Here is a 20,018-nt window from a genome sequence, read left to right on the forward strand (position 1 = left end):
CAGCACAAAGGAGTCCCGTCCCGTGGCCGCACCCTCGGCGCCGCCCATCGTTCCGCCGCCCGCCGAGCAGCCGTCCCTGCTCCGTGACACCGCCTTCCTCCGGCTGTGGTGCGGGACGACGGCCTCCGGACTTGCGACCTGGGCGCTGCCCTTCGTGCTCGGCCTCGCCGTCCTGGACCGCTCGCTCGGCGCCACCGGCCTGGGCATCCTGCTGGCCGCGCGAACGGCCGGGTTCCTCGCCGCCGTTCCCATCGGCGGCGTCCTTGCCGACCGCCACTCCCGCCGCGCCGTCGTCTTCTGGTCCGGCGCGGCCGCCGCGGCCGCCACGCCCCTGATCGCCACGGGACAGGGGCGTTCCATGCTGCTGATGGGGGCCGCGGCGGCCGTGGTCGGCGCCGGCCAGGGTGCCTGCCGCCCGGCCTACCAGGCACTCACCGCCGAAGTCGTCGACGCCGCACGCCGCAGGCAGGCCAACGCGGCGACCTCGCTGTCCGTCCGCGTCACCACGCTGCTCGCCCCCGGCCTCACGGCCGCACTCGCCACGATCCTGTCCACGCGGGCGCTGCTGCTGCTCACCGCGCTGCTGTGGCTCGTCTCCGCCACCGTCCCGCCCCGGGGACGCCACCGCACGCCGCCCGCCCCGGAACGCGAGTCGGTCCTCGCGGAGTTCGCGCAGGGCGTCCGCGAGGCACGCAGGCACCCCTGGTTCCTGGCCGGTCTTGCGGCGCTGACCACCGTCATCGCCACCGGCTACTCCGCGACCGGCGTCCTGCTGCCGCTCATCAGCCGCGACCGGTACGACACCGAGGCCGTCCTCACCGCGGCCATGACGGCCTACACGGCGGGCGCCCTGGCCGGGGCCGCCCTGCTCGCCCGCCGGTCCCCGCGCAACCAGGGCTGGGCCGCCCTGGCGGGCCTCGCCTGCTACGGCCTCGCCCCGCTGAGTCTGCTCCTCCCGGTCCCCGCCCTGGTGGTGGCGGGCGCCTACGCGCTGGCGGGCCTTGGCATCGAACTGTTCAACGTGCCCTGGTTCACGGCAATACAGCGCGAGGTCGACCCGCGCCTGCTCGCGCGCGTCTCCTCCCTCGACTTCCTGCTGTCCTACGGGCTCGCGCCGCTGGGCCTCGCCCTCATCGCCCCGGCTCTCGACGGTTTCGGACCGACAGGGGTGCTCGGCGCCTGCGCGGTGCTCTGCTTCCTCGCCCCCGCCGCCGCTGCCCTCGCCCCGACCGCGCGCCACTTCTCGCACGAGGCGCCGCGCCCGCCCGCGAACGGGGGCGGCCCCCGCCGCGGTTGAGCGGTGCGGTTCGGGTGATATGGTCCGTTCGCGTGTTCGGGCGGGCGTGCGGCCTTCGTCCGCCCACCGAGGAAAGGTCAGCCGCGTGTACGACGACCAGCAGCAGGCCCCCGAGGGTGGCCTGCCAGCCGGTGACCCGCTGGCCGGGGCCGTACGGATCACCTCCGAGGCCGAGATCACGGAGCTGCTGGGCACGCCCCACCCCGTGGTGATCGACAAGGTGCGGCCGGATATCGGGGAGTTCGAACGGCTGTGGCTGGCACACTCGCCGTTCTGCATGATCGCCACCTCGGCCGCGGACGGCAGCTGCGACGTCTCGCCCAAGGGCGATCCGCCCGGTTTTGCGCAGGTCCTCGACCCCACCACCGTCGTCATCCCCGACCGGCCGGGAAACCGGCGCGCGGACGGCTGGCGGAACGTACTGGCCAATCCCCGGGTGGGCACCGTCTTCATGGTGCCCGGGCTCGGCGAGGTCCTGCGGATCAACGGCACGGCCGAACTGGTCAGGGACGCCCCCTTCTTCGAGCGGCTCGCCCTGGACGGGGTGCACCCGCGGCTCGCCCTGGTCATCCGCACCCGGGAGGTCTACTTCCACTGCTCCCGCGCGCTGACCAGGGGCGGGGTCTGGCGCCCGGAAAGCTGGGCGCCTGAGGCGCTGCCGCCCCGCCCGCCCACGAGGCGCCGGGGCGAGGAGCGGCGGGCGGCCCCGGCACGGCCCACGGGGCAGGATAGGTTAGCCTCAGCTAAGTAACGACGTGCGACAAGGGCCGGGAACGACATGTCTGATGGGTGTGCGGCCGCCGTTCCGGGGACCCCTCCGTGGTGACCGCGGACGCCGGCCGGGCCGTCGCCGCGCGGCCCGCGGCCCGGTCGGTCCGCAGCCGTCCGGCACTGGCCGCCGGGCTGCTGGCCACCTGCCTCCTGCTGCTCCTGGCCTGTGCGGCGAGTCTGGCGTTCGGCGCCGAGAGCCTGCCGTCCGGCACGGTGCTCACCGCCCTGCTGGACTACGACGCCACCGACCGTGACCAGTTGATCGTGCGGCACCTGCGCGTGCCCCGCACGTTCGCCGGACTGCTCGTGGGCGTCGCCCTCGGCCTGGCGGGTGCGGTGATGCAGGGCATCGCCCGCAATCCGCTGGCCGACCCCGGCATCCTCGGGATCAACGCGGGCGCCGGTCTTTTCGTGGTGCTGGGCATCGGCTGGTTCGGTCTCACCTCCTTCTCCGGCTACGTGTGGTGCGGCTTCGTCGGAGCCCTGCTCGCCGCCGTGCTGGTGTACGGCATCAGTGCGCTGGGCCGCGAGGGCGCCACGCCGGTCAAGCTGGCGCTGGCCGGGGCCACGACGACGGCCGCGCTCGGCTCGGTGACCAGCGCGCTGGTGCTGAGCGATACCGACACCTTCGACCAGTACCGCTTCTGGCAGGTCGGCACCCTCTCCCGCAGCGCCGAGACCGTGGAGCAGGCCGCGCCGTTCATCGTGCTCGGCCTGCTGGCCGCGCTGGGCTGCGGCCGGTACCTCAATGCCCTGGCGCTGGGCGAGGACGTGGCCCGGGCGCTGGGCCAGCGGGTCGGCCTGGTGCGCGCGGCGTGCGCGCTCGTGGTGGTGCTGCTGTGCGGCGCGGCCACGGCGCTGTGCGGGCCGATCGTCTTCGTCGGGCTGGTCGTGCCGCACATCGTGCGGGCCTTCACCGGCTCCGACTACCGCTGGATCCTGCCCTATTCCGCGGTACTCGCCCCTTGTCTGCTGCTCGTGGCCGACGTGATCGGCCGCCTGCTCGCCCCGCCCTCCGAGGTGCAGGTCGGCATCGTGACCGCGGTGCTCGGCGCCATCCCGTTCGTCCTGCTGGTCCGCGGCCGGAAGCAGGCAGAGCTGTGAGCAGAGCTGTGAACGGCCCCGGAACCGCCGCCGTGCCGCGCCCCGCCGGGCGGGCGCGCCCTGCCCAGGCCGCCGCCCGGGAGGCCGTGCGCGCCGCGCGGCGCACGGGTCGGGGGCGCGAAGTCTTCGTCTGCGCGCTGCTGTCGGTCGTGCTGGTCGCCGTCTTCGCGGGAACCGTCTGCTTCAGCGGCCGTTCGGTCGCCCCCGGCGAGGTGCTGGAGGCGATCGGCGGCGGCGGCAGCCGGGCGACGTACTACCTGATCGTCGAGCTGCGGCTGCCGCGCGCGCTCACCGGCGTCCTGATCGGGCTGTCCTTCGGTCTTGCGGGCGCGGTCTTCCAGACCCTGCTCCGCAACCCGCTGGCCAGCCCGGACGTCATCGGCATCAGCGCGGGGGCCAGCGCGGCAGCGGTCGTCGCGAGTGTGACCCTCGGTGCCGGCGGCGCCGCCATGTCGCTGTCCGCGCTGGGCGGCGCGCTGCTCGCGGCCACGCTCATCTATCTGCTGGCCTGGCGCCGTGGTGTCACCGGGCAGCGCCTGGTGCTCATCGGAATCGGGATCGCCGCCGCGCTGACCAGCGTCGTGTCCCACACCATGACGCGTTCGTCCGCCGTGGTCGCCCAGGAGGCGCGGGTCTGGCTCACCGGCAGCCTCAACGGGCGCACCTGGGAGCAGGTGGGGCCGCTGCTGATCGCGGTGGCCGTGCTGTTCCCGCTGACGGCCCTGGCGGCGCGCCCGCTGGGAGCGCTCCAGCTCGGCGACGACGCGGCCAGCGGTCTGGGGACGCGGGTGGAACGTTCCCGGCTGGCGCTGATCGGCTGCGCGGTCGCGCTGACCGGCACGGCGACCGCGGCGGCGGGACCGGTGGGCTTCGTGGCGTTCGTCTCCGGCCCGATCGCCCGCCAGCTGCTGGGCCGCAGCACGCCCGCGCTGGTGCCGTCCGCGCTGGTCGGCGCGGTGATCGTGCTGGTCGCCGACCTGGTCGCACAGCACGGTCTGGGACCGAACCAGTTCCCGGTCGGCCTGGTCACCAGCATGATCGGCGCGCCCTATCTGCTGTGGCTGCTGGCCCGCGCCAACCGCGGGGGGCGCGGCGGATGACCGCCCCATGACGCCCCCGCGAAACACACCGCACGAGGCGCACGCCCCACCGACGACGCACGCCCCACCGACGACGCACGGACCACGCCGAAGCACGGACCACGCCGCACACGACACGGGAACGACGCGCATGACGGACGGACACTCGCTGCGGACCGACCGGCTGCGGCTCGCCTACGACAGCCACGAAGTGGTCAAGGGGCTCTCCTTCGAGGTGCCGCCCGGCCGCTTCACGGCGATCGTCGGGCCCAACGCCTGCGGCAAGTCGACCTTGCTGCGCGGCATGGCCCGCCTGCTGGCGCCGGCATCGGGCGCCGTGCTGCTCGACGGCCGGAGCATCCACACGCTGCCGACTCGCGAAGTGGCGGCGACACTGGGCATGTTGCCGCAGAGCCCGGTCGCCCCCGAGGGCATCACCGTCACCGACCTGGTCAGCCGGGGCCGTTACCCGCACCAGGGCTGGTTCCGGCGGTGGACGGGCGACGACGAGGCGGCGGTCGCCGAGGCGCTGCTCGCGACGGACGTGCTGGAGCTGGCGGAACGGCCGGTGGACGAGTTGTCCGGTGGTCAGCGGCAGCGCGTGTGGATCGCGATGGCGCTGGCCCAGCGCACCGAGCTGCTGCTGCTCGACGAGCCCACCACCTATCTGGACCTCCCGCACCAGGTGGAGGTGCTCGACCTGCTGACCGATCTCAACCGCACGGAGGGCACCACGGTCGTCACCGTGCTGCACGACCTCAACCTCGCCTGCCGGTACGCCGATCACCTGGTAGCCCTGCGCGCCGGCGAGATCGTCGCGCAGGGGGCGCCTGCGGAGGTGGTCACCGAGCAGGTGGTCGCGGACGTGTTCGGCATGCGCTGCGCGCTGGTGCCCGACCCGCTGTCGGGCACGCCGATGGTCGTTCCGGTGGGTCGTCACCACTGCGCCCGGCCGGCAGGAGTCGCCCCGCCCGCACCCTCGGAGTAAGGTGAGGCTAACCTAATCGCATGGTTGCACGACTTTTCGGCCGCACCGGCCGCTCCCGCGCGGCAGTGTCCCTGGTGGCGCTCCCGTTCCTGCTGCTCCCCACCGGCTGTGCCTGGTCGGGGGACGAGGAGACGGACGACGCGCCCTCCGCCGAGGGCGGCGGCACGTTCCCCGTCGAGGTGCCCACCAAGTTCGGCACCGTCACCGTGCCGGAGGAGCCCCGCCGCGTCGTCGCCCTGGGCTGGGGCGACGCGGAGACCGCCCTCGCGCTGGACGTCCAGCCGGTCGGCGCGAGCGACTGGCTCGCCTTCGGCGGCGACGGCGTCGGCCCCTGGGCCGAAGGGCTCTACGAGGAGTCGCCGGAGATCATCGGCACCCTTGAGCCCGAGTACGACCGCATCAGCGAGCTGAACCCGGACCTCATCCTGGACACCAAGTCCAGCGGCAGCCAGGAGCGTTACGACCAGCTCTCCCGGATCGCCCCGACCATCGGCGTGCCGGACGAAGAGGCCGACGAGTACAAGACCTCCTGGCAGGACCAGGTGCGGCTGGTCGCCACGGCACTGGGCCGGGCCACGGAGGGCGAGGAGCTGACCGCGCAGCTGGAGGGCCAGTTCGCCGCCGTGGCCGAGGAGCACCCCGAGTTCGCCGGCCGGACCGTCACCGTCGGCAGCCTCTACAGCGGCGGCTGGGGCGCCTACGTGCGCGGCGGCGGCCGGATCGAGTTCCTGGAGGCGCTTGGCTTCGAGAACAACCCGGCCATCCAGGAGCAGGCGACCGAGGCGTTCTCCGTGCCGGTCTCCAACGAGCGGCTCGATCTGCTCGACGCCGACGTGATTCTGATGACGGCGATCGGCGTGGAGGCGTCCGCCATCGAGGGCGACCCCCTCTACCAGGCGGTCCCGGCGGTCGCGGACGGCCGGGCGCGGGTGATGGACCCGGAGGTCGGCGAGCCGTTCGCCGCGAACACGCCGCTGTCCATCCCCCACGCCCTCGACATGATGCTGCCGGTCCTCGAGGAACTGACCGCAGCCTCCTAACCGTTCGCCACGGGGGCGTCCCGGCCGTGTCCCATCCCTGTCACGGAAGCCCACCGGCCGTTTGTCGCCCGGGGACCGCCGGGGATGGGCGGGGAAGGGAACGTTCGCGGAAACGGGGGAACGTGCGATGGAAACCCTGATCGGACTGGGCATCCTCATGCTCGTCTTCAGTGCGCTGATCGCAATGGCGTACGGGCTCCGCAGGCTCGGAGCGGGTGGCGGCACGCGGGAGCACCACACTTCCGGCGGCGTCTTCGGCAGCTGGGGCGACAGCGGCGGCGGGGACGGCGGCTCGGGCGGGGGCGGAGGGGGCGACGGCGGAGGCGGGGGGAGCTGCTGAGGAGCCGGGTCCTGTGGGAGACGTCGGTGTCTCCCACAGGACCCGGCTGTCACGGCCCGCGACCGGGCACCGTCACTCCCGGTCCCCGACCCGGACGACGGCCGAGGCCCTGACCTCGGTGCCCTCGACCACGCCCTCCACCGTGAACGACCCGGGCCGCGCGTACTGGTCCGGGGAGATCTCCGCCCAGTCGACCGCCGTGGCGCTGTCCCGCGAGCCGTCGTTGTACACGGCGACGACGTGCGCGGGCAGGACGGGAGCCACGCCAGGATCGGTCCGCACGCTCTCCGCCACGAGCGCGGTGATGTGGACCGCGTCCGTGAGGCGCACCCAGATGGTCGCCTCGACGGCCATGGGCGGCGACCGGGTCAGCCCGGGCACCCGCACGCCGGTGCCGCCCTCGGCCAGGTCGTCCTCCCGGACGGCGGACCAGTCCACCGGGGTCGACCTGGTCGAGCCGTCCGCGTAGACGAGGGTGGCCTCCGCGGGCAGCTCCGGCACGACTCCCGTCCGCGTGGGCACGTGTGTCTCGCGCACGGACTCGGGCAGTTCCGCGTAGACCTTCCACTCCTGGATGCCCACGGCCAGGTTCGGCTGCCCGTTCAGCGTCGCCCTCAGGCCCGTCGTGGTGACCGGGGTGAACGCCGTGCTGTTGTAGGCGTCCTCGGCGACGCCGTACTCGCTCGGATCCGCCAGGTCCCGCCAGGTCCCGCCGTCCCGCCACTGGATGGACCAGGAGGCGGGCACGCCCACGCCGTCGGCGTCCCCGGCCGCCGCGTCGCGGAAGAAGTACATGTCCGAGCCCTCGACGCGCACCGGCTCGTCCCAGCTGTACTCGACCCACTGCGTTCCCTTTTCCGGCCACGTGCCCCAGCGCGGGGAGTCGGCGGAGGACTCGGGCTCCTCCCCGTCGTTGATCGCCTCGACCGACTCCCAGGTCGACGTGTGGGAGGCGGTGGGCGTGGCGGTTGCCGCGAGGTTGACGCGGCCGATGTCCCCGCTTTCGATCGTGACCTCCCGCGAGCCGCGCTCGCTTCCGTCGTCGGCCGTGAGGCGCAGGACGTACGTGCCCGCCTCGGTGAAGCGCACCGTCGTGGTGGGAGCCGTTTCCTCGCCGAAGAACACGGCACCGCCCTCGGGTGCCGACACCGTCTCCCAGCGGATGTCGAGCCGGCCCTGCGGATTCCCGTCGTCCTTGACGATTCCGGCGAGCTGGTACTGGCCCGTGACCGGCGAGTGCTCCTGCCAGGCGATGACCTGCGGCGCCAGGTTGGACGACTCACCGCCGCCCCGGCCCGTGTCGAGCACCTGGATCTCCTTCAGGCCGCCGGCCGTTCCCGGCTGGTGTCTCAGTACGGCTCTGACCGCCGTGGTGGTCACCTCCTCGAAGCGGACCTCGTTGTGGTTCGCCCGCGGCATCGCGGGGCTGCGGACCGCGGAGCCGACGTCCCGCCACTGCGCCCCGTCGAGATACTGAACGGTGTAGGAGGCGGGCTCCGCGTAGCCGCCCCGTTGTTTGTCGCTCGCGAAGTAAAGGTTGACGCTGTCGACGCTCACCGGCCGGCCGAAGTCGAGTTGCAGCCAGTCCTGCGCGTTCCCCGAACCGGCCGTCCCCCAGTACGGCTCGTTGATGGTGAACCCGTCCACGGCCGCGGACACGTCGCGGCCCTCGGCCTCGTACGAGGCGCTGGCGACCGCCCCGGCGGCGAGGTTCTCCCGCTCCTCGCCGAGCGTGATGTCGCGGCCCGCCTGCGCGAATACCTCGGTCAGCCGGTCGTCCTCGCCGTAGGTGATGTCGTGCGCGGCCGGGAGGTCCGCCCGCTGCGAGGCGACCACCTCGGCCCCGCCCTCGGGGAAGCTGATGTCGCCCGTCGCCGGGTCGTAGACGAGGTGCGCCAGGTCGTCGGCCGTGAACGCATGCCGGCCGTCGAGGTACACCGAGTAGCCCTCCGGCACGTCCTGGCCGTACGGGCGCTCGCCGTCGCCCGGCTCGTCCCAGACGACGGCCAGGTCGGTGCCGTGGTAGTTGATGTCGCTCACCGCGAAATGCGGCCAGTCGATGTCGATGGGCCACAGCTCGATCTTGTCGTCGGCGCGGGGCTGGAAGCCCATCGCGTCCTCGATGACGGTCCAGTTGGTGGTGCCGAGAATGGTGTGGTGAATCCACGAACGGTAGCCGATGTCCTGCGGATCGGCGCTGCCGTCGGCCCAGAATTCGTTCTGATCGGGCCAGTTGTTGTCGCCGTCGATGTAGTGGGCCCACGCGTTCCAGGACAGCAGTTTGGCGTAGTACTCGTTGTCGATGTACTCGCTCGGATAGTGGCGCAGGACGGAGGCGAGGAAGCGGAAGGTCACCGTGGAGTTGATGACGGAGAAGTTGTTGCTGCCGGGGAATCCCTGTTCCGCGGCTTCCGCCTTGTCGGCCTGGTTGGCGGTGTAGAAGGGGAAGACGGGGTACTCTCCGGCGTCCGCCCACAGCCGCAGGGCCTGAAGGTACTGCGGGTCCTCCTCGGGCGTGGGCATCAGTCCGACGCCGAACGGATAGTAGTTGTTGATCTCCTTCCAGGGGACCAGCTCGCCGCTCTCGACGTGCCGGTGCTTGAGGAGCTGGTCCTCCGGGTCCCAGAGGTGGTCGAGGACCGCGGTGCGGACCGTGTCGGCGACGTCCCGCATACCGGCCGCCCGCTCCTCCTCGCCGAGCGCGTCGTAAGCGTTCGCGGCTGCCAGCGCGTTGCTGTAGACGTAGGCCGATTCCGTGCGGTCCAGATTCCCGTCGCGCCAGTGGAACGATACGGCGTCCGCGTCATTTCCCGTCATGTGCCCGGCGTCGTACTCGATCAGGCCGTTGCCGTCCTCGTCGTACGTTTCGAGCTGCCCGCGGACATCCTGTTCCGCGTAATGGGCGAGGTTCCGCAGCACACCGTCGGGGCCGCCGTGGACCGTGTAGGAGTCCCATGCCGCCTCGGACAGGTACTGGGTGTAGCTGTTCGACCAGTTTTCCGGATCGCCGGGATTGTCGGTGTACCTGGAATTGCGCGAGACCTCGCCGACCGAGACCCAGGGTCCGTAGGAGTAGGCCGGTTCGCGCAGGTATTTGAGGTCCTCCACGAACATGCCGGTGGTCAGGACGATGGAGTTGTTGTAGCCGAGCACTCCCTCCATCGACGTCGGGAACTGATAGCCGCTCCCCGGGATATTGGCGTCGAGGTAGTTGTAACGCAGCAGCCACCAGCGGTAGTACAGCGTCTTCTCGATATTGTCGTCGGGAACGTCCAGGTAGGGGAGGTTGTCGGCCCACCACCGGTTGTACTCCCGGACGTGGTCGGCGTAGGCGCTCGCCGGGGTCGCCCCGCGGATCGCGTCGTACGCCGGGCGGGAGTCGGCGAGTTCCTGCGTGACGAAGCCCATCTGTACCTTCGTCCCGGCCGACCCCCCGGCCGGAACGGCGACCACGCCTTCGAGCGCCCCGTCCGCCGGCGCCATCCCGTCGCCGGACAGCCGCGGGTGCAGCAGGGTGAGGTCGTTCCTGGCCGGAACGGTCCCGGTCAGCTCCCCGTCCGCCGCCTCGGTCGTGTACGGCGAGCGGGCGCGGACGGTGACCTGCCGGTCGGCATCGCCGGTGTTGACGAGGTCGAGGCTGGTGACGGCGACGTTGTCGTCGGTGATGAACTTCGTCTGCACGACCCGCAGTCCGCCGTCGGCCGCGTACTCGCTGCGCCAGTGGCTCGGTGTCTGGAGCCGTGCGCCGGTGTCCTCCTGGAGGGCGACCTCCCGGCCGTCCACGAGCAGTTCGACGGTGTACGCGGACCGGTCGTCGATGCTCTCCCAGTAGGCCACGCTGCCGCCGAAGCCGAGCTGCGCGGGATCGTGCGTCTTCATGAACAGCGCACGCCCGCGCGTGAACAGCCAGTCCCCGGCCGGATCGGCGCCCCGCCGGGCGAGCATCCGGTCCATCCAAAAGTCGGTGCCGTCCCCGCCGGCCAGATCGGCCTCGTACTGCTGCCGCAGCGTGCCGGCGACGGCGAAGCCTTCCGCCAGGTCCGGCACCGGGTTCTCGGCCCCGGAGAACACCGGGTACCCGATCGCGTCGTTGTCGGCGGCGGCCGGAGGGGCCGCCGCGAACGTGACGGGCAGCACCGTGATGATGGTCGCGGCGAGCGCCGCCGTGCGGCGTCTGCGCCGCTGGTGGGAACGCACAGCTCTACCTCCTTGGAGTGCGGCGGTACGCTTCGTCGCGGCCGGTGAGCGGCACGGCGAAGCCGAACGGGGCGCGCTGCCCGGTCACGCCCGCCTGATGCGCGGTGCAGGGCGCCGGAGAGCGGGAAGTTTCCCGGGTTTCCGGCGTCCGCCTTCCGTACGGGGGTCTGCGGGACACTCGTTCACCGCCTGCGCGGCGGCGGCATGAGGGGAGGACCAGGGCGGTTGCCATGGCTGGTTCCGCTCCATCGGGGAAAATAAGGAAACTGTATTCCCGAACGGGGATGCTAGGAGTCGCCGAGGAAGAGCGTCAAGGGGCGTGCACGGCCCCGACTGCCCGCGGAATGACTATGATTGGGGGCGAACGGCGGTGGCCCGGCCGCCCGTCCCGGCAGGTCCTGCGCCCGGGCGGCAGAGAGGAAATGGTTTTCGCATGACGGTGACGCCTCGGGAGGGGGCACGGGCGCGGGTGGTCACGATCCACGATGTCGCCGCGCGCGCCGGGGTGTCCCCCGGGACCGTGTCCAAGGCCATCAACGGGCGCGGCAGGCTCCGCCCCGAGACGCGCGAGCGCGTGGTCGCCGTCGCCCGCGAGCTGGGCTTCCAGCCCAACGCGGCGGCACGGAGCCTGCATTCGGGGCGTACCTACACCGTGGGGCTGATCACGACCGACAACATCGGCAGGTTCAGCCTGCCCGTGCTCCTGGGCGCGGAGGACGCGCTGGGGGCGGGTCAGATATCGGTCTTCCTGTGCGACACCCGCGGCGACAAGATCCGCGAGCAGCACTACGTCCGCAGTCTGCTGGAGCGCCGCATCGACGGGCTGATCGTCACCGGCCGCCGCACCGACCCGCGTCCCCCGCTGAAGCTGCCGACGCCGGTGCCGGTGGTGTATGCCCTGGGGCCTTCCACCGATCCGCAGGACATCTCGCTGGTGCCCGACGACGCCGAGGGGGCACGGCTCGTCGTGGAGCACCTGCTGGCCACGGGCCGGCGGCGGATCGCCCACCTCACCGGCCCCGCACACCACTTGGCGGCGACGGTCCGCGCGGAGCACACCGTGCGCGCCCTGGCGGAGGCCGGTGCACAGCTGTCCGGCGGCCGGCCGCACCACGGCTCCTGGACCGAGGCGTGGGGGCGTCAGGCCGCGCTCATCGCGCTGCACGCCGATCCGGCGGTGGACGCGATGTTCTGCGGCAACGACCAGATCGCCCGCGGCGCGGCGGACGCGCTGCGCGAGTCGGGCCGCCTGGTGCCGCAGGAGGTGGCCCTCGTCGGCTACGACAACTGGGACGTGATGGCCGAGGCGTCCCGCCCCACGCTGACCACCGTCGACATGGGGCTGACCGAGCTCGGCCGCGCCGCGGCGCTGACGCTGATGGAGGCGATCGACGGCGAACCCTCGCAGGGCGTCAGGACGGTGCCGTGCCGGCTCGTCGTCCGCGACTCCACGGGCGTCCCGTCCGCGGCCCCGCTCCGCTCCCCCGCTCCCTGACGGCCCCTTGACCGGCCCCGGCGGGGCTCGGCGGGCACGGGAGCGGTGCGCCCGCCGCGGCCCGCACGGGGTGCTCGCCGGGCGGTCCTTCACGGGGGCCGGGATGGCCCGCTCCGCGGGGCGGCGTGCGCCGTCGGCCTCAACGGTCGGGGATTGCACGGTGGTTGACCCTCCCGACAGGCGGCCCTAGGCTCGACGAAAAGGTTTTCCCATCTTTTCGCAGGTCCGCGCCGGAGAGAGGAACACCGCCGTGCAAGAGAAGTTCTCCCGCCGTAGCGTGCTCGGCCTGGCGGCGGCTGCCGCCGTCGCCCCCTCGGTCTCCGCGCTCGCCGCCGCGCCGGCGTCCGCGGCCTCCGCCGCCACCGGAGCCTCGCCGCTCGCCCCTACCACCACCGCGGCCACCGGCGTGCCGGTACCGCCGACCTGGGCCGCGAAGCCCTTCGGTCTGCACCAAGTCCGGCTCGGCGAGGGAGTGTTCGCCGCGAAGCGGGACCTCATGCTGGAGTACCTGACGGGCTATCCGGCCGATCGCATCCTGTCCGTCTTCCGGGCGAACGCCGGCCTCGACACCCGCGGGGCGCAGCCGCCCGGCGGCTGGGAGACCGCCGACGGCAATCTCCGCGGACACTACGCGGGCCACTTCCTGACCGCGGTCGCCCAGGCGTTCGCCGGGACCGGCACTTCCGGCCTCCGCGCGAAGCTCGACTACCTGGTCGGCGCACTGGGCGAGTGCCAGGAGGCGCTGGCGGCGCTGCCGGAGCCCGACCGGCCCAGCCACCCGGGTTATCTGGCGGCCTACCCGGAGGACCAGTTCGTCCTGCTGGAGTCGTTCACGCCGTATCCGGAGATCTGGGCGCCCTACTACACCTGCCACAAGATCATGCGCGGGCTGCTCGACGCCCACACGCTGGCGGAGAACGAGCAGGCGCTGCGCATCGTCACCGGCATGGCGGAGTGGGTGCACAGCAGGCTTTCGGTGCTGCCGCGCGAGCAGTTGGACACCATGTGGTCGCTGCACATCGCCGGTGAGTACGGCGGGATGAACGAGGTGCTGGCGGACCTGTACGCCCTCACCGGCCGGGAGGCGTTTCTGGAGACGGCGCGCCTCTTCGACAACACCGGCCTGCTGCGGGACTGCGCCGCCGACCGCGACACGCTCGACGGCATTCACGCCAACCAGCACATCCCGCAGTTCCAGGGCTACGCCCGGATCTACGATCAGCACCCGGCCGACGCGCACTACCTGACGGCGGCCCGCAACTTCTGGGCCATGGTGGTGGACACGCGCCTCTACAGCATCGGCGGCACCGGCAAGGCGGAGGACTTCACCGCGCGCGGGGCGATAGCCGCCACGCTGGGCAGGGACAACGCCGAGACGTGCGCGACGTACAACCTGCTGAAGCTCAGCAGGTCGCTGTTCTTCCAGGAGCCGGCCGCGGCCTACATGGACTACTGCGAGCGCGGCCTGTTCAACCAGATCCTCGGCTCCCGGCGCGACGAGCGCGCCACCGCGGACCCGCAGGTCACCTACTTCATCGGGCAGGGCCCCGGCGTCGTACGCGAGTTCGGCAACACGGGGACCTGCTGCGGCGGCACCGGCATGGAGAACCACACCAAGTACCAGGACTCCGTGTACTTCCGCTCCGCCGACGACGAGACGCTCTACGTCAATCTCTACGTGTCCGCGACGCTGGACTGGACCGAACGGGGCCTCCGCGTCGTGCAGCGCAGCGGCCTCCCTTACGAGGGCCACACCACGCTGACCGTGGCGGGCCGCGGCCGGCTCGGCATCAAACTGCGGGTGCCCGCGTGGGCCACCCGCGGTTTCACCGTGGCCGTCAACGGCACGGAACAGGACCTGACGGCCGGCCCCGACGGCTATGTCACGCTCCGCAGGACCTGGTCGGACGGGGACACCATCGACGTCGCGACACCGCTGGCGCTGCGGGTGGAGCGGGCCCCGGACGACCCGGCCGTGCAGTCCCTGTTCCACGGGCCCACCCTGCTGGTCGCCCGGGACGCGGCGCAGGACCTGCACCCGTTCTCCTTCTACCGCCACCTCGGGCTCGACGGGGATCTCGGCGCCGTGGTGACGCCCGCGGCGGAGCCCGGGTTCTTCACCACCCACGGGCTGACGCTGGCCCCCTTCCACCGGGCGGACGACCAGCCCTTCCACGCCTACTTCCGGCGTGCGGAGCCGGTGATCGCGTTCCGCGGGGCGGACTCGGAGGTGCCCAACCGCGCGGCGGCGGACGGCGATACGTTCCTCGACCGCCTGTGGCGGGGCGCGCCCTTCGGCTCGCGCGGCCGGTTCCGGCAGGCCGTGCGCGCCACGGCCGACGACTGGCACGAGCAGGGGCTGCTCTCGGCCGCCGAGCTGCGCCGCGTCCTCGCCGCCGCCGACCGGGCCCGCATGGAGCGGTAGCGAACGCCGGGGCGGCGGCCGTCACGTGCCCGGGGCGCGTTCTTCACACGCCTCCGGCCGGCCGGGGCCCGGCAGCTTCGGCGCGACGCGGCCGAAGTCCTCGGAGGCCTGGGCCAGGAGATCGAGCATGGCGGCCTGCGCCCGCGGGGCGTCCCGGTCGCGGACGGCGTCGAGAACGGCGCGGTGGCTGGGGACGGGGTCGGCGACCAGGTGGGCGTGGACCAGGCGGTCGCGTTCGCGCAACCCCGGCTCCAGGAGCAGGTCGAGGCGGCCGAGCAGCTCGTTGCCCGTCGAGTTGAGCAGGGCCCGGTGGAAGGCGGCGTCCGCGTCGGCAGCCGCCGCGGAGTCGCCGCGGGCGTCCGCCATGCGGCTCAGCGCGGTGTCCAGCGCGGCCAGGTCGGCCTCGGTGCGGCGCAGGGCGGCCCGGTGGGCGGCGGCGGGCTCGACGATGGAACGGACGTCGGCCAGGTCGTGCATGAGCTGCTCGGAATCGCCGCCCTCGGTGCGCCAGCGGATGACGTCGGGGTCCAGCAGGTTCCACGCGGACCGGGCCCGGACGAAGGTGCCGCGCTTCTGGCGGGCGTCGATGAGCCCCTTGCCCGCCAGCACCTTCAGCGCCTCCCGCATCGCGGTGAGGCTGACGTCGAGCTCCGCACCGATGACCCGGATGTCCAGGATGTCGCCCTCGGCGAACTCGCCGCCCACGATGCGGAGTCCAAGGTGCTGAACGACCTGACCGTGGACCCCTCGGCCCGAGTACGACGCCATGGCGCTGCCCTCCCCGGTGCGGGACTGCGGACGGGAACACCCCCACCCTACAGTGAGCATTATTTATGAATACTTCTTGACACCGTCGGGAGCCGATTGGACGATGAAGCCACTCGACGACCGCTCACCGCTGGAGTCCCGCATGCTCTCCCTGCGCGCCCAGGAGGCCCCGCCGCCGCTCGCCGGCCACCTCTCGATGGGCAGCCCCGGCGGCGCGGCCCGGCCTCGGCGCCGCCCGCGCCACCGCCCGGGAGGACTCCGCCACCCTGGTCCGCCTGCACCGCCTCACCCTGCGTCCCGGGCCCGGCTGTGACGATGCCTGAGGCGGGCCGCGGCCCGCCGGAACGGCGCGTGCCTCGCGCGCGCCATGCCCAGAACTCCCGACCGAGAGGCCCCGCACCGTGCCCACCCCGCTGCCCGCCCACCTGCCCGGAAAGCTGACGATCTCCCTGTGGGACTTCACCTGGTACACCCGCACCGGACCGGATGAGCCGTTCGCCGATCTCGACCGGGCGTTCACCGAGGCCGCCGACCGCGGCTACAACACCATTCGCATCTGCGCGATGCCGTTCCTGCTGTTCGGTTCCGGCATCGACACCACGCGGCTGCGGCTCGGGCCGCTGGGCGGCGACTACGGCCGGCGGGTGCGCTGGTACGACGTCCGCGGCACCACCGAGATCGACGGCCGCGCCCATCTGCTGGCGCTCTTCGAGGCCGCCCGCCGCCACGGTTTCTTCGTCATCCTCTCCAGTTGGGAATACCAGCAGAGCGCATCCTTCGCCGAGGACCGGCACTGGCACGACGCCCTCACGGCCGTCGATCCCGAGCGGCGCGCCGAGGTGCTGGCCGACGCCCTGGCCGACCTGATCGACTTCCTCGCCGCGCACGGCGGTCTCGACGACCGCGTCGCCTTCACCGAGCTGCACAACGAGGTCCAGGCCGGTCACCTGACCGACGGGCTCGCCGGTGACGACCCCGTCGTCGCGCTCGGCCCCCGCCTGGCACGCGGAATCGCGCGATTCAAGCAGCGCCACCCGGACCGGCCCGTCACCGTCAACTACGCCTCGGTGCCCCTCGGTTCCTTGCGCGGCATCCCGCGCGACGTGGACGTCGCCGTCTTCCACCCCTATGTCTACGGCGTGCTGGACGAGCTGATCGACACCTTCGCGCTGCGCGACGGAGACCGACCCTTCCCGCAGGAGGCGGCCCGCCGCGCGCTGCTGCGGGACGGAGCCCCCGAGCTGGCCGACTGGGCCCCGCCCGCCGACCGGCGGTGGTGCCTGGAGGCGACGATCGTCGGCACCCGCGAAGTGTACGTGCACGACTGGTGCGACCCGCAGAAGTGGGACGCCTGGCTGTACGACCGGTACGCGACCCACCGGAAGGCGATGGAACAGCGGCTGGTCACGTGGATCGAGGCCGCCGCCGACTGGTCAGCGGCGGCCGGCGTACCGCTCGTCTTCGGCGAGGGCTGGGTGGGCTACACGCCACCGCACGGCACGTTCGAGGAGGGCCCGGTCGGCGCGGCGATCTGCCGCCGTGCGGTCGCCGAGAGCGCCCGCGTCGGCGCGCTTGGTACGGTCGTGTGCTCCAACGCCGCGCCGCACCACGCCATGTGGGCGGACGTCACCCTCCAGCGCCAGTGCAACGACGCCTTCCGCGGCTGACCGGCGACACCGCTCAGGAGCTGGTCTTCAGCACGCTCCAGCCGCCGTCGACGACGAGCGAGGCCCCGGTGACGAACGAGGCGTCCGCCGTCAGCAGGAAGGCGATCGCCGACGCGACCTCCTCGGGCCTGCCGAGGCGGCGGGCGGCGGTCTGCCCGGCCGACTTCTCCCGGTCGGCGGCGCCGACGCCGTCCCAGGCCGGGGTGAGGACCGGTCCCGGAAGAATGGCGTTCACCCGCACGTCGGGGCCGTACTCCACGGCCAACTGCCGGGTCAGACCGGTCAGTCCGGCCTTGCCCGCCGCATAGGCGGGCCGTCCGGGCAGCCCCACCAGGGCGTGCACGGAGGAGACCAGGACGGCGCTGCCCCGCGTCTCCTTCAGGCCGGGCAGACAGGCCCGGAAGCCGAGGAACGAACCGGTGAGGCCGACCGCCAGCTGCCGGTTCCACTCGGCGGGGGCCATGCCGTCGGCGGGAGCGAGGCGGACTGTCGTCGCGTTGCTGACGAGCCCGTGCACCGGGCCGAAGTGCTCGGTTGCCGCCGCGACGGCAGTGGCCCAGGCGTTCTCGTCGGCCACGTCGCAGTGGTGGAAGACGGCCCGTCCGCCGTCCGCACGGATGCCGGCCGCCACGGCCTGGCCGGCGTCGCGCTGCACGTCGGCGACGAGTACGCCCGCCCCCTCGGCGGCCACCCGCCGAGCGGTGGCCGCCCCGATGCCTGAGGCGGCGCCCGTGACGACGACACACCGGCCGGCGAGCCGGCCTTCGCGGGGAAATGGGGAGAGCACGGCGTCCTCCAGACACAGGCGGGTCAGGCGGTCACGAGTCGAGACACCACCGCACACAATTAAATAGGAAATAATCACCGGCGCCAAGCTAGTACGCGCCCGCGGCGTCGGCCTGGCACGTCCGGCCGGACGGCCGCGGCCCGGGAGCGGCCGGGGTCGCCGAAGGACCACCCGACACACCCGACACACTCGACACACGACAAGCGACACTCGACAGGCCGGGCGGCCGAAGGAGCGGAAGACGATGGGACGCGTGCCTCGGGGCAGGGACGGGATTCGGGCGGCGCTGCGCGCCGGCCGACGGGAAGCGGTCCTCGACGGATACACCGACGCCGAACTATGGGAACGCGCCAGGCGCACCCCGCCGGCCGACGGCTACCTGCGCGCGATCGACGCCCGCGCCGCCGAGTGGGAACGCACGGAGATCACCGTGCTGCCCCATTCCCGGTACCGGCTGTTCGCCGACGACGGATCGCGCCGGGCGTTCGAGAACGGCTACTTCGGCCGCAGGCGCCGACTGGCCGACCTGGCCCTGCACGCCCTGGCCCACCCGGACGGCGGCGTGTCCGCGCTCGAGGACACCATCTGGGCGATCTGCGACGAGTACACCTGGGCCCTGCCCGCACACCTGACGGGGCTGCTGGCGGCCGACCCCGAGGTACCGCACGCCCGGCAGATCGACCTCTTCGCCGCCGAAACGGCGTTCGCCCTGGCGGAGATCCCCCGGCTGCTGCCCGCCCGGCTGGCTCCGCTGGTGACCGCGCGCGCCGCGCGGGAGACCAGGCACCGGGTGATCGAGCCGTTCCTTGACCTGCCGCCCGTCTGGTGGGAGCACGACCACACCAACTGGACGGCGGTGTGCGCGTGCGGAGTCGGCATGGCCGCCCTGCACCTGCTCGGGGACGACGAGGAGGAGCAACTCGTCGAGATCACCGTGCGGGTGGTCGCGGCCATGGAGCGGTTCCTCGCGGGCTACGGGGACGACGGGGCCTGCCTGGAAGGGCTCGACTACTGGGCCTACGGCTTCGGCTTCTTCGTCAGCTACGCGGAGGCGCTGCGCCGCCGCACCGACGGGGCGATCGACCTGCTCGCCGACGGCGGCGGGAAGGTGGAGCGCATCGCGCTCTTCCCGCAGCGCGTCTTCCTCTCCGGCGCGGTCGTCGCCGCCTTCTCCGACGCCCGCCCGAAGGGCGCGCGGGAACCAGGACTCGCCGCGCTGCTCAACCACCGCTTCCCCGCGGTGACGCACGCACCCGAACACCTGGCGGCGCCGGACGTGGTGGACCACTGCGGACGCTGGGGTCCGGCGCTGCGCGCACTGGTGTGGGCGACGCGGCACCCGCGCCCGGCGCAGGACCCGGCCCCCGACGAGGGCGGGTACCTGGCCGACGCGCAGTGGATGATCGGCCGGCACCGGGACGGCGGGCGGGAGCTGGCCTTCGCCGCCAAGGGCGGCCACAACCAGGAGCCGCACAACCACAACGACCTGGGGTCGTTCGTCGTCGCCCTGAACGGCGAGCCGCTGCTCGCCGAACTGGGCTCCGGTCTGTACACCCGCGACTACTTCGGCCCGGCCCGCTACGACATCCTGTGCACCGGCTCCCACGGGCACAGCGTTCCGCTGGTGAACGGAACGGCCCAGCAGAGCTCGGCATCGGCACGGGCCGAGGTGCTGCTGGCCGAACACGGCGGCGGACGCGTCAGGTTCCGCCTGGACCTCAGCCGTGGCTACCCGGTCGCCCCGCTCCGCTCGCTGGTGCGGGACTTCGAGTTCGCCGCCGGAACGCTCACCGTCCGGGACGAGATCGCGGGAAGCGCGCCGCTCGACGTCACCGAACGATTCATGTCGTTCTTCCCCATCACTCTGCCGGGGGCCGGCCGGGCCCTGGTGACGGGGCCTTCCGGGGCCCTGCTGCTGGAGTACGACGCCACCCGCTGGCGGGCCGCCGTCCGCGACCACCGCCACGACGGACACGACGGCACCACGGCAACGGTGCACAGCCTGGACCTGACGGCGCAGGTGGCCGACGGGACGTTCGAACTGCGGATCACGCATGCCA

The 20,018-nt window shown here is 72.8% G+C and carries 14 protein-coding genes; 11 read left to right on the top strand and 3 right to left on the bottom strand.

Features of this window, described 5'->3' with window-relative positions; genetic code table 11:
* Positions 1–22 precede the first annotated feature (22 nt).
* From STBA_RS02150 to STBA_RS02180, 7 genes are all read left to right on the top strand, one after another.
* Complete coding sequence (locus STBA_RS02150; protein WP_077057605.1) at positions 23–1,297, top strand: MFS transporter; 1,275 nt, start codon at positions 23–25, stop codon at positions 1,295–1,297.
* Positions 1,298–1,382: 85 nt separating this feature from the next.
* A complete protein-coding gene (locus tag STBA_RS02155) occupies positions 1,383–2,048 on the top strand; it encodes an MSMEG_1061 family FMN-dependent PPOX-type flavoprotein (RefSeq protein ID WP_077057606.1) in 666 nt (221 codons plus the stop codon).
* Between the two features lie 68 nt (positions 2,049–2,116).
* A complete protein-coding gene (locus tag STBA_RS02160) occupies positions 2,117–3,172 on the top strand; it encodes an iron chelate uptake ABC transporter family permease subunit (RefSeq protein WP_171987617.1) in 1,056 nt (351 codons plus the stop codon).
* Between the two features lie 86 nt (positions 3,173–3,258).
* A complete protein-coding gene (locus STBA_RS02165) occupies positions 3,259–4,272 on the top strand; it encodes an iron chelate uptake ABC transporter family permease subunit (protein WP_253195201.1) in 1,014 nt (337 codons plus the stop codon).
* A 130-nt stretch (positions 4,273–4,402) separates the two neighbouring features.
* The gene (locus STBA_RS02170; protein ID WP_077057607.1) at positions 4,403–5,239 is read left to right on the top strand and encodes an ABC transporter ATP-binding protein; all 837 of its coding nucleotides are present in this window, start codon (positions 4,403–4,405) and stop codon (positions 5,237–5,239) included.
* Positions 5,240–5,259: 20 nt separating this feature from the next.
* Positions 5,260–6,279: an iron-siderophore ABC transporter substrate-binding protein gene (locus tag STBA_RS02175; RefSeq protein ID WP_077057608.1), complete on the top strand. Its 1,020-nt coding sequence runs from the start codon at positions 5,260–5,262 to the stop codon at positions 6,277–6,279.
* 127 nt (positions 6,280–6,406) lie between these two features.
* Entirely contained in the window at positions 6,407–6,619 is a 213-nt protein-coding gene (locus STBA_RS02180; RefSeq protein WP_077057609.1) for a hypothetical protein, read from the top strand.
* A 72-nt stretch (positions 6,620–6,691) separates the two neighbouring features.
* Here STBA_RS02180 and STBA_RS02185 read toward each other — a convergent pair whose 3' ends face one another.
* Positions 6,692–10,816 carry an Ig-like domain-containing protein gene (locus STBA_RS02185; RefSeq protein ID WP_079251664.1) on the bottom strand — a complete coding sequence of 1,375 codons (4,125 nt, stop codon included), beginning with the start codon at positions 10,814–10,816 and terminating at the stop codon, positions 6,692–6,694.
* Positions 10,817–11,249: 433 nt separating this feature from the next.
* Between STBA_RS02185 and STBA_RS02190 the strand changes: the two genes are divergently transcribed.
* Positions 11,250–12,311 (top strand): LacI family DNA-binding transcriptional regulator, encoded by a 1,062-nt coding sequence (locus STBA_RS02190; RefSeq protein WP_077057610.1) that lies wholly within the window; start codon positions 11,250–11,252, stop codon positions 12,309–12,311.
* A 250-nt stretch (positions 12,312–12,561) separates the two neighbouring features.
* Positions 12,562–14,736, top strand: coding sequence for a beta-L-arabinofuranosidase domain-containing protein (locus STBA_RS02195; protein WP_079251665.1), 2,175 nt, complete (start codon positions 12,562–12,564; stop codon positions 14,734–14,736).
* Between the two features lie 21 nt (positions 14,737–14,757).
* Here STBA_RS02195 and STBA_RS02200 read toward each other — a convergent pair whose 3' ends face one another.
* Entirely contained in the window at positions 14,758–15,504 is a 747-nt protein-coding gene (locus STBA_RS02200) for an FCD domain-containing protein (protein WP_077057612.1), read from the bottom strand.
* Positions 15,505–15,905: 401 nt separating this feature from the next.
* Between STBA_RS02200 and STBA_RS02205 the strand changes: the two genes are divergently transcribed.
* Positions 15,906–17,171: a cellulase-like family protein gene (locus STBA_RS02205; RefSeq protein ID WP_077057613.1), complete on the top strand. Its 1,266-nt coding sequence runs from the start codon at positions 15,906–15,908 to the stop codon at positions 17,169–17,171.
* A gap of 13 nt (positions 17,172–17,184) precedes the next feature.
* Here STBA_RS02205 and STBA_RS02210 read toward each other — a convergent pair whose 3' ends face one another.
* Positions 17,185–17,958: an SDR family NAD(P)-dependent oxidoreductase gene (locus tag STBA_RS02210; RefSeq protein ID WP_171987852.1), complete on the bottom strand. Its 774-nt coding sequence runs from the start codon at positions 17,956–17,958 to the stop codon at positions 17,185–17,187.
* Between the two features lie 244 nt (positions 17,959–18,202).
* On the opposite strand from STBA_RS02210, the gene STBA_RS02215 reads away from it, so the two are divergent.
* Positions 18,203–20,018 (top strand): heparinase II/III family protein (locus tag STBA_RS02215; protein WP_077057614.1); only part of this gene is annotated, 1,816 nt, incomplete at its 3' end.

It is taken from the genome of Streptomyces sp. MP131-18, assembly GCF_001984575.1.
GTDB classification, from domain to species: Bacteria; Actinomycetota; Actinomycetes; order Streptomycetales; family Streptomycetaceae; genus Streptomyces; species Streptomyces johnsoniae.

Bases quoted from the DNA above. Each gene is read 5' to 3' on its own strand.
- STBA_RS02190 (WP_077057610.1), top strand. From the start codon at position 11,250: ATGACGGTGACGCCTCGGGAGGGGGCACGGGCGCGGGTGGTCACGATC.
- STBA_RS02170 (WP_077057607.1), top strand. From the start codon at position 4,403: ATGACGGACGGACACTCGCTGCGGACCGACCGGCTGCGGCTCGCCTAC.
- STBA_RS02180 (WP_077057609.1), top strand. From the start codon at position 6,407: ATGGAAACCCTGATCGGACTGGGCATCCTCATGCTCGTCTTCAGTGCG.
- STBA_RS02175 (WP_077057608.1), top strand. From the start codon at position 5,260: ATGGTTGCACGACTTTTCGGCCGCACCGGCCGCTCCCGCGCGGCAGTG.
- STBA_RS02200 (WP_077057612.1), bottom strand. From the start codon at position 15,504: ATGGCGTCGTACTCGGGCCGAGGGGTCCACGGTCAGGTCGTTCAGCAC.